The organism is Microcystis aeruginosa LEGE 91341, assembly GCF_015206885.1.
In the GTDB taxonomy this organism is placed as follows: Bacteria; Cyanobacteriota; Cyanobacteriia; order Cyanobacteriales; family Microcystaceae; genus Microcystis; species Microcystis aeruginosa_H.
The window spans coordinates 1-13983 of sequence record NZ_JADEXY010000009.1; the positions used below are offsets into that span (position 1 = coordinate 1).

Annotated in this window: 11 protein-coding genes and 1 pseudogene; 7 read left to right on the forward strand and 5 right to left on the reverse strand. The window is 34.9% G+C overall.

From position 1 onward, the window contains the following. Positions 1 to 110: 110 nt before the first annotated feature. Both aroC and IQ234_RS02760 read left to right on the forward strand, forming a co-directional pair. Entirely contained in the window at positions 111 to 1211 is a 1101-nt protein-coding gene (gene aroC / locus IQ234_RS02755) for a chorismate synthase (protein ID WP_193955951.1), read from the forward strand. Positions 1212 to 1224: 13 nt separating this feature from the next. Further along, on the forward strand, positions 1225 to 2427 hold the full coding sequence (locus tag IQ234_RS02760) for a glycosyltransferase family 4 protein (protein WP_193955952.1): 1203 nt from the start codon (positions 1225 to 1227) through the stop codon (positions 2425 to 2427). A gap of 268 nt (positions 2428 to 2695) precedes the next feature. Here the strand turns inward: IQ234_RS02760 and IQ234_RS02765 are convergent, their stop codons facing one another. After that, entirely contained in the window at positions 2696 to 3286 is a 591-nt protein-coding gene (locus IQ234_RS02765; protein WP_193955953.1) for a Uma2 family endonuclease, read from the reverse strand. A gap of 76 nt (positions 3287 to 3362) precedes the next feature. Between IQ234_RS02765 and IQ234_RS02770 the strand changes: the two genes are divergently transcribed. The 3 genes and pseudogenes from IQ234_RS02770 to IQ234_RS02780 all read left to right on the forward strand — a co-directional run bounded on the left by IQ234_RS02770 (position 3363) and on the right by IQ234_RS02780 (position 5703). Next, entirely contained in the window at positions 3363 to 3647 is a 285-nt protein-coding gene (locus IQ234_RS02770; RefSeq protein ID WP_193955954.1) for a hypothetical protein, read from the forward strand. After that, complete coding sequence (locus IQ234_RS02775) at positions 3644 to 4063, forward strand: PIN domain-containing protein (protein WP_193955955.1); 420 nt, start codon at positions 3644 to 3646, stop codon at positions 4061 to 4063. The genes IQ234_RS02770 and IQ234_RS02775 overlap by 4 nt, the downstream gene beginning before the upstream one ends. Positions 4064 to 4141: 78 nt before the next feature. Then, positions 4142 to 5703, forward strand: a pseudogene (locus IQ234_RS02780) (AAA-like domain-containing protein). A gap of 207 nt (positions 5704 to 5910) precedes the next feature. Here the strand turns inward: IQ234_RS02780 and IQ234_RS02785 are convergent. Continuing rightward, positions 5911 to 6237, reverse strand: a complete 327-nt coding sequence (locus tag IQ234_RS02785; RefSeq protein WP_002754998.1) for a DNA-binding protein — start codon at positions 6235 to 6237, stop codon at positions 5911 to 5913. A 5-nt stretch (positions 6238 to 6242) separates the two neighbouring features. After that, positions 6243 to 6614: a type II toxin-antitoxin system RelE/ParE family toxin gene (locus IQ234_RS02790; protein WP_193955956.1), complete on the reverse strand. Its 372-nt coding sequence runs from the start codon at positions 6612 to 6614 to the stop codon at positions 6243 to 6245. A 237-nt stretch (positions 6615 to 6851) separates the two neighbouring features. On the opposite strand from IQ234_RS02790, the gene IQ234_RS21520 reads away from it, so the two are divergent. Together IQ234_RS21520 and IQ234_RS02795 are read left to right on the forward strand one after the other, a co-directional pair. Beyond that, positions 6852 to 6974, forward strand: coding sequence for a hypothetical protein (locus tag IQ234_RS21520; RefSeq protein ID WP_256380727.1), 123 nt, complete (start codon positions 6852 to 6854; stop codon positions 6972 to 6974). Between the two features lie 555 nt (positions 6975 to 7529). Then, positions 7530 to 12167: a sacsin N-terminal ATP-binding-like domain-containing protein gene (locus tag IQ234_RS02795; protein ID WP_193955957.1), complete on the forward strand. Its 4638-nt coding sequence runs from the start codon at positions 7530 to 7532 to the stop codon at positions 12165 to 12167. 173 nt (positions 12168 to 12340) lie between these two features. Here IQ234_RS02795 and IQ234_RS02800 read toward each other — a convergent pair whose 3' ends face one another. Continuing rightward, positions 12341 to 12931 carry a Uma2 family endonuclease gene (locus tag IQ234_RS02800; protein WP_190356658.1) on the reverse strand — a complete coding sequence of 197 codons (591 nt, stop codon included), beginning with the start codon at positions 12929 to 12931 and terminating at the stop codon, positions 12341 to 12343. Positions 12932 to 13329: 398 nt separating this feature from the next. Beyond that, positions 13330 to 13824 carry a hypothetical protein gene (locus IQ234_RS02805; protein ID WP_193955958.1) on the reverse strand — a complete coding sequence of 165 codons (495 nt, stop codon included), beginning with the start codon at positions 13822 to 13824 and terminating at the stop codon, positions 13330 to 13332. Positions 13825 to 13983 lie beyond the last annotated feature (159 nt).

Genomic DNA, 13983 nt, shown 5'->3' on the forward strand with positions numbered 1-13983 from the left:
CCCAATTCATAATTCATAATTCATAATTCCCAACCCCCAACCCCTATTCCCGAAAAACCGATAACCGCTCAGGTACAATAAAACCTTGAAGCTTAGTAGATATTGAGATTATGGGTAACACTTTCGGACAACTATTTCGGGTTTCCACTTTTGGAGAATCTCACGGGGGTGGGGTAGGAGTGGTTATCGATGGTTGTCCCCCGCGCTTAGAAATTTCCGAAGAGGAGATTCAAATCGATTTAGATCGTCGCAAACCGGGACAAAGCAGAATCGTGACCCCGCGTCGGGAAAATGACGTTTGTGAGATAATTTCGGGCGTTTTTGAAGGTAAAACCCTCGGTACACCGATCGCTATTTTAGTGCGGAATCAGGATGCTCGCTCGCAAGATTACAACGAAATGGCCGAGAAATTCCGACCTTCCCATGCGGATGCCACCTACGAAGCAAAATACGGCATTCGCAACTGGAAAGGAGGAGGCAGATCTTCGGCCCGGGAAACCATCGGCCGGGTGGCCGCAGGAGCGATCGCTAAAAAAATCCTTAAATCTGTCTATAATGTCGAGATTATCGGTTATGTGAAGCGAATTAAAGATATTGAGGCAATCATCGACCCCAACACCGTCACCCTCGACGAGGTGGAAAGTAATATGGTGCGTTGTCCCAACGAGGAAACGGCCGCCCAAATGATCGCCCTGATCGACCAAATTCGCCTGAATAAGGACTCGATCGGCGGTGTGGTGGAATGTGTAGCCAGAAATGTGCCAAAAGGTCTAGGAGAACCCGTTTTTGATAAGCTAGAAGCCGATTTAGCTAAGGGGATGATGTCCTTACCCGCGAGTAAGGGATTTGAAATCGGATCGGGATTTGCGGGAACCTTCTTAACCGGCAGCGAACACAATGACGAGTATTTTATCGATGATAACGGAGAAATTCGCACCACTAGCAATCGTTCGGGGGGTATCCAAGGGGGAATTAGTAATGGTGAAAATATTATTATCCGCATCGCTTTTAAACCCACCGCGACTATCGGTAAAGAACAAAAAACCGTGACGCGCAGCGGGGAAGAAACCACCCTGGCAGCCAAAGGAAGACACGATCCTTGTGTTTTACCTCGGGCCGTCCCGATGGTGGAAGCGATGATGGCTTTGGTATTATGCGATCATCTGCTCCGTTTTCAGGGACAATGTACGATTAGCGATCGCTTTTTCTAAACCTTTACCCGCGATGAAATTTTTATTCCTTCATTCCAATTTTCCCGGGCAATTTCGCCATTTAATCACGGTTTTGGCTCAAGAACCCCGAAATCAAGTGATTTTCGGCACTACCAGGCAAGAGGGAGAGATAGCGGGGGTAAAAAAATTTATTTATAAGGAAAGTCGCGCTGTTTCTCCCCAAACCCATCATTATGTCCGTCCCCTCGAAAGTGCGGTTTTACAAGGTCAAGCGGTTTATGCTGTTTGTCAACAACTGAAAAATCAAGGATTTTATCCCGATATTGTCTATGCACATTCTGGCTGGGGGCCGGGTCTATTTATTAAGGATATTTTCCCGAAAACTAAGTTTTTAGCCTATTTTGAATGGTTTTATCATGCCCATGGTTCCGATGCCGATTTTGATCCGGCGGATCCCCTCAATGCGGATGCCGAGGCCCGGATTAGAATTAAAAATGCGCCAATCCTGATCGATCTGGTCAGTTGCGATCGAGGTTTATCGCCGACTATCTGGCAAAAACAACAATTTCCCCCCGAATTTCACTCGAAACTGACAGTTTTACACGATGGCATCGATACGGACTATTTCTGTCCCCGTCCCGATGTGCAGTTAGTCATTCCAGAGATAGGTTTAGATTTATCCGGTGTTAAGGAAATTGTCACCTATGCAACCCGGGGAATGGAACCCTATCGCGGTTTTCCCCAATTTATGACGGCTGTTTCCCTAATTTTAGCCCGTCGGCCTAACTGTCATGTGGTGATTGTCGGTGAGGATCGGGTCGCTTATGGAAAAACTCTACCGGACGGCAAAACCTATAAACAATTGATGTTAGAAAGCCTTTCTTTGGATTTATCCCGGGTGCATTTTACCGGTTCTCTGCCCTACGGTCAATATAAGCAGGTTTTACAGGCATCGGCAGCCCATATCTATCTTACCCGTCCTTTTGTGCTGTCTTGGTCAATGTTAGAGGCTATGGCCATGGGTTGCGTGGTGATTGGTTCCGATACTCCCCCCGTGCGAGAATTAATTACTGATGGGGAAAATGGTTTATTAGTGGATTTCTTTTCTCCCCAACAAATAGCCGATCGCGTGGATGAAGTGTTAAATTATCCCCAGCGTTGGCAAAATCTGCGTTTAAATGCTAGGGAAACTATCAAGCAACGCTACGACCTCAAGCAATGTTTACAGGATCATCTAGATTGGTTATTGAGTTGATGAAATGAGAGCATTTTCCCAAAAATACTGTCTTTTAAAGGATTAATATCGCTATTAAATCCTTTCTCTTACAATTCTAATTCCTTCCCAAGCAGGAATATTACCTGCTCGTCTTTCTTCTAATAATACGGAGGCGATAAAACGGTTAAAAACTTGTTCCCTTTTGCTGGAATATTGAGAATTTAATTCTCGGCATTCTGCAACTGTTAAGTTAACCCATAATCTTTAGATAGGCGGAAAAAATCAGCATTTTATATGGTTATGATGGTTATGTTGATTCAATAATTTTTATCCCTGCTCTAAATTCCCGCAGTGCTTGAGCATGATTTTCTGTATTAATACAACGCATCAATAAACCTACATCTAAATTCGGTAAAAGTTGCGATTTACTAACAGCCTCATATCCATCATTTCCTAAACTATAAAACAATAACTCATCATTCATCCAAAACCAAACTTCAGGAATTTGTAACCGTTTGTATGCTTCCAGTTTATTAATTCCTCCACTACTAACAACCACCTCAATCACTAAATCAGGATGTTTTCTATTTGCTCCCAATTCATAGGATTCATCACCTTCTCTTTTAACCTTTTCAAATTCATTTTCTAGGGTGACAGAACCAGTAGGAGTAAAATCTAATCCCAAAAATTCTAAATAAATTTCTACTAAAGAAGCAATACGTTTTTTGATAGTTTCGTGTTTTTTCCCTGGCATTTTTCTAATCTCCAAAACTCCATCTAAAAAAGATAACCTTAACCCTGGGCGATCGATTAGCTGTTCAACAGCTTTGAATTCTCTCCAGGTTAAGTCGGTAATTAAAATTGGTTCTGCTTCTCGTTCGATTAGTGTAGTTATCATGATTTAAACCCAAATTTAGAGCGTGAATTTTGTTGACTATGATATGATATAAAAACAGAGTATCATAAAAAACATCATGCAAGCATACAAACTCAAAGGAAAAATTGATCAATCTGGTAACTTGCTGATTACCGAACCCCTGAATTTACCCCCCGGAAACGTGGAAATTGTAGTTTTGGTAGCCACAGACACCCTTGATCATACCACAACCCTAACCACTGAACCAGCACCAGAAACACCAAAAAGAAAATCTAGGATCAAAGCATTTCAGGGTTTATTTGAAAATGCCCCTGCCATTCCGGCAGACTTTGATCCAGATCAAGCTAAATATGAATATTTAAAGGAGAAATATAACCTGTGAAAATCCTGATAGATACTAATATCATTATTGATAATGCCTTAGAAAGAGAACCTTTTTGGAATGCAAGTGAACAAGTTTTATCACTAATTGAAAAAGGCACAATTGCAGGTTATATTTCCGCCTCAACTTTTAGTGATTTGTATTATATTATCCGTAAGGCAAGAGGTCGAGATTGGACGCTTACTTATTTAAAGCAGTTAATTAATTTTTGTCAAATTGCTGCAGTAAATCAGGCTGCAATTATAATAGCTTTCACAACCAATTTTCAGGATTTTGAAGATTCTATTCAATACTCTACTGCGGTAGTTAATAAATTGGATGCAATTATTACCCGTAATCCTCAAGATTTCCCCATTGTCACACCACGAATTATCACTCCTGAACAATTAATTGTGGAATTAACCAACTCTCATTAGCAAATTAGTGGTTTTAATAATGTATCAAGAGCATAAAAAATGTCTAAACTTAAAGAGTTCACCTATTACCAAAATTCTATGACTCGCTGGTTTAATATTGCCGGTCCCTGTTCAGACGATATCCACTATATGCTCTCTCCCACAGTCAGATTACCAGATTTAGAGGAGCTAATTCAACAACGTAGTTATTTTGTCCTTCACGCACCACGACAAACGGGGAAAACCGCCACTATGTTATCCCTAGCAAAACAACTGACTGATACTGGAAATTATGCCGCAGTCATGGTATCTGTAGAAGTAGGAAGTGCATTTAATCATGATCCTATCCTACTGCCGCAGAATTAGCAATTTTAGGGGCATGGTATAATACAATTGAGGATAGTTTACCGATGGAATTACAACCAGCTGCTAAACAATGGCAACAGGAAGAACCAGGAAGCAGAATTAAGGCTTTTTTAAGAGGTTGGGCAAAAGCCATCAATCGTCCCATAGTATTATTTATAGATGAAATTGATTCTTTACAAGACCAAACATTAATATCAGTTTTACGACAGTTAAGAGATGGTTTTCCTAAACGTCCTGAAAATTTTCCCTCATCAGTAGGATTAATTGGTTTACGAGATGTGCGAGATTATAAAGTAGCATCGGGAGGTAGTGATAGATTAAATACATCCAGTCCTTTTAATATTAAAGTTGCTTCTCTGACTATGCGAAATTTTAATCTCGAAGAAGTAGGAGAATTATATCAACAACATACAGCAGCAACTGGACAAATTTTCACATCAGAAGCAATAGAAACAGCTTATTATTTAACCCAAGGACAACCTTGGTTAGTGAATGCTTTAGCTAAAGAAATTGTAGAAAAAATGGTAAAAGATAGAAATATTCCTATTACCAGAGAACACATTTTAACAGCTAAAGAAATATTAATTGCACGTCAAGATACTCATTTAGATAGTTTAGCGGAAAGGTTAAGAGAACCAAGAATTAAAGCCATTATTGAACCGATGTTAGCAGGTTTAGAATTAGGAAATATACCTAATGATGATATTCAATTTGTCATAGATTTAGGATTATGTAAAATGCACCCTTATGGAGGATTAACTATTGCTAATCCCATTTATCGAGAAGTGTTACCCAGGGTGTTAACCGTGACACCAATGGCATCTTTACCGATGATTGCACCCACTTGGTTAACCCCAGAGGGTGAATTAAATATAGATGCTTTATTAACAGCATTTCTCAAATTTTGGCGACAACAGGTCGAACCATTATTAGGTAGCACTGGTTATCATGAAATCGCACCCCATATTGTATTAATGGCTTTTTTACATCGCGTGGTTAATGGTGGGGGAGTTTTAGAAAGGGAATATGCCATTGGTAGTGATAGAATGGATTTATGTCTGCATTATAAAGATGTGATTTTAGGGATTGAATTAAAAGTATGGCGGGATAAAAAACGCGATCCCCAAAGTGATGGAATTGAACAATTAGAATCTTATTTAGGGCGTTTGGGTTTAGATTTTGGTTGGTTATTTATCTTTGATAGGCGGAAAAATGCTTTACCTATGGAAGAAAGGTTATCAACTGAAGTTGTGGTGACGGAAAATCAATATAGAATTACTGTGATTAGAGCATAAATGTTGATCTATTCCAACACCTTAATCCCAAAATCATCTACAATCAAAATTTCCAGTGAATCATAAAATCCTATGACTCGCTGGTTTAATAGCAAAGCAATCCGTAGGAATCGTCTTTTTTTGTCAATGTGAGGAAATGCGATAGCGCAAGCGCTGACTTGTCAGTTCGCTTCGCACCATCGCTATTTTATTCAAGATAATGGAATTTTAATGGTAAATAACCGTCGTTTTCACATTAATATCAACATTCAGTTTTTTCCGCAAAACATTGAAAATAGCAGTCAAATTATCCATCGTCGGATTACCTTTTGCTGATAACATTCGATGTAAACTTTTACTAGGTTTAGAGGTTTCAATTGCTAACTGTTCAAAACCTACTGTTGCATTGACAATATCTCTCAAAATCAGTCTTGCTGTTTCTGGTTCACCATTTAGGAAAAGAGAAATAGCTTCATCCAGTAAAGCGATCGCAAACTCAGAATCTCTTTGCACTCGTGCATTAACGGTTTCTTTAAAGTCTCTAGTTAGTGCCATAATAACTACCTTTTCTCTCTACTATCATTGTCAAATTTTTGCTCTTTGCTAATTTCTTTTTTTCGTCTTTTGTACTCTTGGTATAATTCTCTAGCACGATTAACATCAGATTGCTGATTTTTCTTTGTTCCCCCACCAAATAAAACTATAAGCTGTTTACCATCTTGAGCTAGATAAATTCGGTATCCTGGACCCCAATCAATCTTATATTCCCCAATTCCATCAAACCATTTAACATTTGATGTATTGCCTAATTCCAAACGAGACTTAGCAACTGTTACCTTCGCAGCTGCTTGGGTATCCAAGCTATTAAACCATTCTTGGTAAGGACTTGAACCATCTTCTTGAAGATATTCTTGAACTTTGATAATAGACATACTGCTATAGTAACTTATGTGTTACTTTATGTCAAACAGTATGACAGGACTTACGCAAAAGGGAACGAAAGTAGGGGTAATTCATGAATTACCCCTACGCAAGAATAAGGTTTTCAGTCACATCTTGCGTAAGTCCTATATGATTCTAAATAAATTTTTAGTATTGACTGTGGAGAAATTCACAGTCACGATGTCAGCTAGATATCTCGATTTAGACAATTTTCAGGTCTTTCGTCTATGTCTATTCAAATAAACTCTCTACTCTATTATTACTCACGGAATTATCCTCTTTTTCAAGAGCTAGAGGCGATCGCCAAAATCCTCAATCTATTTCGGGTTAAACAGATTGAGCGCAAATAATTCTGGTTCTTCGTTACTTGGTATGATTCGATAGGGGGGCATAAATCGACTAAATCCTTCTCTGGCAAGAGACTTAATTGATGAGTTCGCTATAGATAAAAAACAATTGACAAAAATCGCCAAATGCCTTTCTACATAAGAGTTCCATCCTTTATAATCCCAGTCCATTGCATAACACAAACCGAAGAACCAAGGAATTATTACAAAATAGTCCAGAAATTCTAGAAATAGATCTAGCGATTCTAGGCAAAAAGCTAACGAAAGAATTAGGAATAGGAGCGAGCTTACTAGGAATTATTATTAATAAGTGAGAGATGGTGCGGCGGACTTTTTCGATCTAAAACCATGAAAAGCTTATGATATATGGATTTCAGCCTTCTTGTCCCCCTGTCAGATTTTTGATTGTTGTTAGTTGATAAAAAAGTGATATGCTAAATAGATACGGCAATATTACCCAATAAAATCATCAATGAGTAACCGATATACTCGGTAATTGCTTAGAACTGGATTTATTAGGTAACAATAATGACCAAATTTCCCTGCGAATAAAGAATTATGCAAAATCCTAAACAACTAATTGAGAAAATATTCAATGAAACAGGTCAGTCTGAAAGAGATGCTGAAAACCTTGCTAATGCTTTAACAAGACTTACAGGTGATTTGTATACAGAAACAGAACGATTTATCTTTGAACTCTTGCAAAATGCTGATGATATACCTAATGAAACTGGTCAAGTAAACGTACTATTTGTCATTCTCCGCGAACATTTTTTGATTTTGCATAATGGTAAGCCTTTTGATAGCACTAATGTAGACGCTATATCGAGTATATCCAAAAGTACAAAAGTCAATAATTCTGAGCAAACAGGTTATAAAGGTATAGGGTTTAAATCTGTATTTGCGGATTCAGAATGTGTATATATTAATTCTGGTAATTTTTCATTCAAATTTGATAGAAATGACAAAAGACATAAAAACCTTGAGAAAACTCCTTGGCAAATCAAACCTATTTGGATAGATAAAAAAGAATATCCTGTAGAAATTCAGCAGTATCAACAATTTTTTACTTTTCCTGTTGCAACTGCTATTTATGTGGGACAAGCTAAAATTAAAGAATATAAAACAAAGTTAGAAAAATTATTTCAAGATCCTAGATTAATTTTATTTTTACGTCATGTTCAAAATATAAATGTTATAGGCTTAAATAATATCAACATAGTTGATGTCTCCATCACCAAAGAAAAGCAAGGAGGAAAATACAAAATATGTAGAAATAACCAAATTACTTATTGGTTAGTACAGGATTTTGATTTTAATGTACCTAAACAAGTTAAAGACAAAATGGAAAGCGATAAAAAAATACCTGATAAACTAAAATTAATTGAACGCTCGAAAATTACCTTTGCTGCTCAAATTATAGATAATAAATTGGTTGCTGTCAATGAAGAAGATTCTGTTTTATTTACATATTTACCAACCAATGTAAAAGAATATAAATTACCTTTTTTAGTTAATGCTGATTTTCTAACTACAGCTAACCGACAAGAAATTCATCATGATAATCCTTGGAATATATTTCTTTTTGCTAATATAGCTTATTACTCGTTAACATGGATAGCTGAAGTTGCTAAAAAGACAGAATATAGAAACCAAGTTACTAATATTTTACCATCTAAATTTTCTTTGAACTTAGCTAAAAGTGAAACTTTTATCTCATTTAATCAAGAATTTGATCAAGCTCTAGAATTAATTGCTTTTATTCCTTCAGAACAAGATAATAAATTATTAACTGTAAATAATTCTATTTTAGATGAGACAGAAATTACTAAAATAATACCAGTTGAAACTGTAAGAACATCTTTTGATTCTAAACGATACTTTATAAGTAATTCATTACTCAATAAAACAAAACTAAAGAATTTTGGTGTTAAAATTTTTGATGTAAAATCCCTTGGTAGTTTTTTGAAGTCCATACATTACCAAAATATTGTTAAAAGCAACCCGCAGCTTATTTTTCAAGTATTAGCTCATTTAAAAACAAAAAACTTATCTAATAGAGAATTACTTTCTATAAAATTTATTTTGGATGAAAATAGTAATTTGGCTAGTCCTGATCTATTATATTTCCAAATTATTGAATCAGAGAAAGAAATAAAAGAAATATTAAATTTCGATATTTTTTATTTTATACATCCTGATATAGACGAAAAACTTAGACAAGACCAAGAACTCTTTGCATGGGCAAAAAATAATTTAAGAATTAAGATTTTTAATGGTTACGAAATATTGAAAGAAAGAATAAATCAAGCTAAATACAAACCAGATGTAGAATTATCCTTAGATAACTGTATAAATTATGTCAGATTTATTTTTAAATATTATTCTCAACTGAATTCTGAACAATGTCAAAAATTAAATGAATTACAATTAATTTATCGTAATCCAAAGGATAATAAATATTATCTTGATTGTGCTTGTAATTTTTATTTATCCGATTTTTATAAACCTCAATATCCAACAGAGGAAGTAGCAAATTTAATTGGTATTGAAAATTTTAAGTTTGTTATTCATAATTATTGTGAAACTCCAGCTACAGTTAGTAATTGGAAAGATTTTTTCTTATTTATAGGTGTTAAAGATCCTAATGGATTAGATATTATATCTAACACAATAATTCCTATGATTACCAATAATGCAATTAATGATTCCAATACCATTAATATTACCAGATATATTTTTAATGTTTGGAAAACATTATCATTGAGTAATGAGGATATTGAATCACTTCATAAATTACCTTTATTAACTAACAATGGATTAGAAGTAGCAAGTCAATGTAACTTATCTGAGTTTTATACAAATGAAGAGTTGGAAGATATATCACTATTAGAGGTATCATTACCTAATTTAATCAGTAATAAATATTATCAAGAAGGAGATTCTATTATTGAATGGAAAAGGTTTTTTACTGGTGTCTTAGGAGTATCTGACTTAAAGGGTGTTGATTTAATTAGAGAGAAAATTTATCAAGTCCTCAATAACCCAGAGATTATAACATCTGAAAATGCTGTTGATATATGCAGAAAAATATTTACATATCGTACCTATTTAACTCAAGAAGACTTTCAGAAATTATGTGGATTAAAACTTTTGGTCAGAAACAATAATTTAGCACTAGCTAAAAAGTGTTACTTATCAAATTACTATAATCCCCAGCAAAATTTAGAAACTTTCTATGAAGATACTGATTTTTATCAATTTGTTAGTTCTAAATATTCCGAACATGAATCATCTAATAAAGAGCAATGGAAGGAATTTTTTATAAATATAGGAGTAGAAGAGAAAGTCAGATTTTGGATATATAATGATAAGCGAGAAATTCAATTTTCAACGCAATTTGAAAAAGAATACTTAGGAGTTATTGGACTTGATTCTAATGAGCAAAAACACTTTTTTCAAAATTTTATTTATTACCCCCATTATCTGTACTTTAATAATTTTAGATTTTCTCAGAAAATATGGAGGTATATAAATGATAATTGGGATAGATTAAATTTAGGACAGCAATCAAAAGTATGGAGAAATAATATTCCAGTAGAAGTAATTTCCTATTTTCAAGTTTCAGTAAAACATAACTACTCAATTCCTTGCTTTGATGAAAAATGCCATAAGTCATCTGAGGGTATATACTCTAATCGAATCAGAGAACTCGTAGGAGATTGCTACAATGTATGTATATGTAGCTTGAAAGAAGAAGTAGAAGATTTTATTGGTGTGAAGCGAGAGCTTAATGTAGAAAGTTGTTTAACTATCTTAGATGATATTGCTGAAAAATATACTGAGCATACCAACAAACATGATAGACGACTAAATCAAGTCTTTGAACATTTTTTAAGATGTATTATACAAGGAATAAATGAAGAAGATCAAGAAAAAATTAAAACTTGGATAAATAGTGGAAAATTACTAACTTATGATGGTAAATTTCGTTTTATTAATGATTTATTCTATTTTAGTACATCATTGAAATTACCTCCTAAGCGCAACTCTAGTTTAGTAAAATTTGCTGATTCTGGTGTAAATTGTTCTCAATTTGAAACAATACTTGATATTTTAAGAGTTAAAAAAATCACTATTGAGGATATGGATATTAATTTGGATAAAAGTGAAATTGATAACTATCTACCTGGTTTAATTAAAGCAAGGTCTATATTCATAGGTATATTACTTACTGGAAAACGTAATATTTTAATAGAGGAGCAAATTAAAGAGAAAGTAGATAACATTCGATTTTATAATCCTCATAAAATTCTCATGATGTGTAGTTTAATAGACTATAAAGAGTCTTTAAATAATTACTATGATAAAGATAATAATTCTATTTATTATGTAAGGAAGTGGAATAGTATTAAAAATGTTAATTTGGGTAAACATTTACTTGATGCTTTGAAGTTAGATAAAGTGAAAATTACAGAGCAATTAATGTTACAGTTACTAGATGATGAGATTGAAGACATCAAAGAATATTTACTAGAAAATGGTTATGATATTGGGGATATTACTGAAGAAGAAAAATTTACGCCCCCTCCAGAAAATATCCAAGAACCACTAAATCAAAAAAATATATCTAATAACTCTATATTTGTTTATTCTCCTGGTGGTACAGGTGAGAATAAAGAGTATTGGGGAGAATGGGGTGAGAGAAAAGCAAAAAGAATGTATAAATTACTAGGTTATTTTGCTGAAAAACAAAGTGATTATTTAGCTTTAGGATATGATTTTTTGTGTAAAGATTCAAAAGGTAAAAATATTTACAGTGAAGTCAAAACTATAAGTTATAACAATCCTATCATTCGCTTAAAAACAAGCCAGTGGGAATCTTTATGCTCAGAAAATCGAAAGGATAACTATGAACTTGTAATAGTAATTCATAAAGGAGATACATTAATAGAAATTATTAGAGTAAGTTCAGTTTGGGCTACTTTAAAAAATATTTTAAGTAAACTTAACCACCAGAGTATATCTCAAGCTAATTATCAAGGAACTGTTGAAGTGATACTTGGGTTACAAAAAAATCAGGACGGAAACGCTAATGAAATTTTAATCAACTGGCAAAGGCTTTTTAAATCAATACAACATTCCCATGTCAATATATATCCACAAGGGATACCTAATGTTACAAAGGGATCGTGAATGTTTTCAGAAAGTCACTAACTTTCTTTTATCCATTTTACAAGCTCGTCACTCACATTTCTCTTCCCCTTAATATACTGAAATTCTCTCAACCAAAATCTGATTGATAATTTGCTGCTTCAACGAATCCACAGCAACTGAAGCAATAATTTCTTAATCGTTTTCTATCAATATTAACCCAAGCAATTCGGTTTAATCCCTGCTCTAAATTCTCCCAGCGCTTGAGCATGATTTTCTATACCAATACAACGCATCAATAAATCTACATCTAAACTCGGTAAAAGTTGCGATTTACTAACAGCTTCATAACCATCATTTCCTAAACTATAAAACAATAACTCATCATTCATCCAAAACCAAACTTCGGGAATTTGTAACCGTTTGTATGCTTCCAGTTTATTAATTCCTCCACTACTAACAACCACCTCAATTACTAAATCAGGATGTTTTCTATTTGCTCCCAATTCATAGGATTCATCACCTTCTCTTTTAACCTTTTCAAATTCATTTTCTAGGGTGACAGAACCAGTAGGAGTAAAATCTAATCCCAAAAATTCTAAATAAATTTCTACTAAAGAAGCAATACGTTTTTTGATAGTTTCGTGTTTTTTCCCTGGCATTTTTCTAATCTCCAAAACTCCATCTAAAAAAGATAACCTTAACCCTGGGCGATCGATTAGCTGTTCAACAGCTTTGAATTCTCTCCAGGTTAAGTCACTAATTAAAATTGGTTCTGCTTCTCGTTCGATTAGTGTAGTTATCATAATTTAAACCCAAATTTAGAGAGTGAATTTTGTTGACTATGAGATGATATAAAAACAGATGATCATGGAAAATATCATAGTCTAACAAACTACCCTTAATCATACCATAGCCAGTAAACCTTTTGAGAATACCAAATCATCAGACCTCTTGTAAAAATCAAAAATTGTTGTTAGGGTTAGGAGTCAGTAGTCAGGCTTCGGCCGTGAGCTCAGCCGAACGGAGAATTAAGAATGAATAATAATCAATTAAATGGTCTATTTACAGATGTTAGACAATCTAATCCTTATTTTTGACATTTTTGAACACTCAAAAATTAATTATGCAAGAGAATTACCTGTTAATACTGCACACTTAAAACTCAAATATGATAACTGATAACTGATAACTGATAACTGTCTTACTCAGCTTTTACCAAACCCTGAGAGCGAATACAGGCCTGTTCCCAGCGACAATCGGGATTAACTTCCACTGGTTTGAGTCGCGCCCAGATTTCGCCTTGATCATCGGCATAAAAACTATCGATAATAGCAGGAATACGAGTACCAAAAGGTTCAGTAATCAGGACAGAATCGGTCAGATTAAATACTTCGCCATTAGCTCCCGTTGCTTTTTCGATCAGGGGAATTTCTGCTTTGGGAATCGGTTTTCGGAATAGAGGAGCCGAATCGAAACGGGGACGGAGAGGAGATTTTATCTCGCTACTGACCGATTTTACCGTTTCCTCGGCTGGTTTTTCCTCAATTATTTCTGGAGGGGTTTCCGGGGGTTTGGGGGGTACTGCAGCCCTAGAACCCTTTTTAATAATTTGTAGAGGTTGTAGGGGAGGAGTGGATTTAATTGGCTCTTCGGGAGGTTCAGGGGTGCTAGGGGTTTTCTTGGGGGGACGTGGCATGATACGACAAGGAAAATAAAAACTATAGGATTATTGAAGCACATCGAGCCGCTAACCCGCTCGACTGGTGCTTGTATCAATAGATATCTAGGGTTTGCGGCAAAAAGTTTTTCGTAGGGTGTGGGGAGCGGGTTTTTAAAGTTGGATTGGGAGTTAATC

Coding starts and splice junctions, on each gene's coding strand:
- aroC (WP_193955951.1), top strand. CDS start 111: ATGGGTAACACTTTCGGACAACTATTTCGGGTTTCCACTTTTGGAGAA.
- IQ234_RS02760 (WP_193955952.1), top strand. CDS start 1,225: ATGAAATTTTTATTCCTTCATTCCAATTTTCCCGGGCAATTTCGCCAT.
- IQ234_RS02765 (WP_193955953.1), bottom strand. CDS start 3,286: ATGATAACTACACTAATCGAACGAGAAGCAGAACCAATTTTAATTACC.
- IQ234_RS02770 (WP_193955954.1), top strand. CDS start 3,363: ATGCAAGCATACAAACTCAAAGGAAAAATTGATCAATCTGGTAACTTG.
- IQ234_RS02785 (WP_002754998.1), bottom strand. CDS start 6,237: ATGGCACTAACTAGAGACTTTAAAGAAACCGTTAATGCACGAGTGCAA.
- IQ234_RS02790 (WP_193955956.1), bottom strand. CDS start 6,614: ATGTCTATTATCAAAGTTCAAGAATATCTTCAAGAAGATGGTTCAAGT.
- IQ234_RS21520 (WP_256380727.1), top strand. CDS start 6,852: ATGTCTATTCAAATAAACTCTCTACTCTATTATTACTCACGGAATTAT.
- IQ234_RS02795 (WP_193955957.1), top strand. CDS start 7,530: ATGCAAAATCCTAAACAACTAATTGAGAAAATATTCAATGAAACAGGT.
- IQ234_RS02800 (WP_190356658.1), bottom strand. CDS start 12,931: ATGATAACTACACTAATCGAACGAGAAGCAGAACCAATTTTAATTAGT.
- IQ234_RS02805 (WP_193955958.1), bottom strand. CDS start 13,824: ATGCCACGTCCCCCCAAGAAAACCCCTAGCACCCCTGAACCTCCCGAA.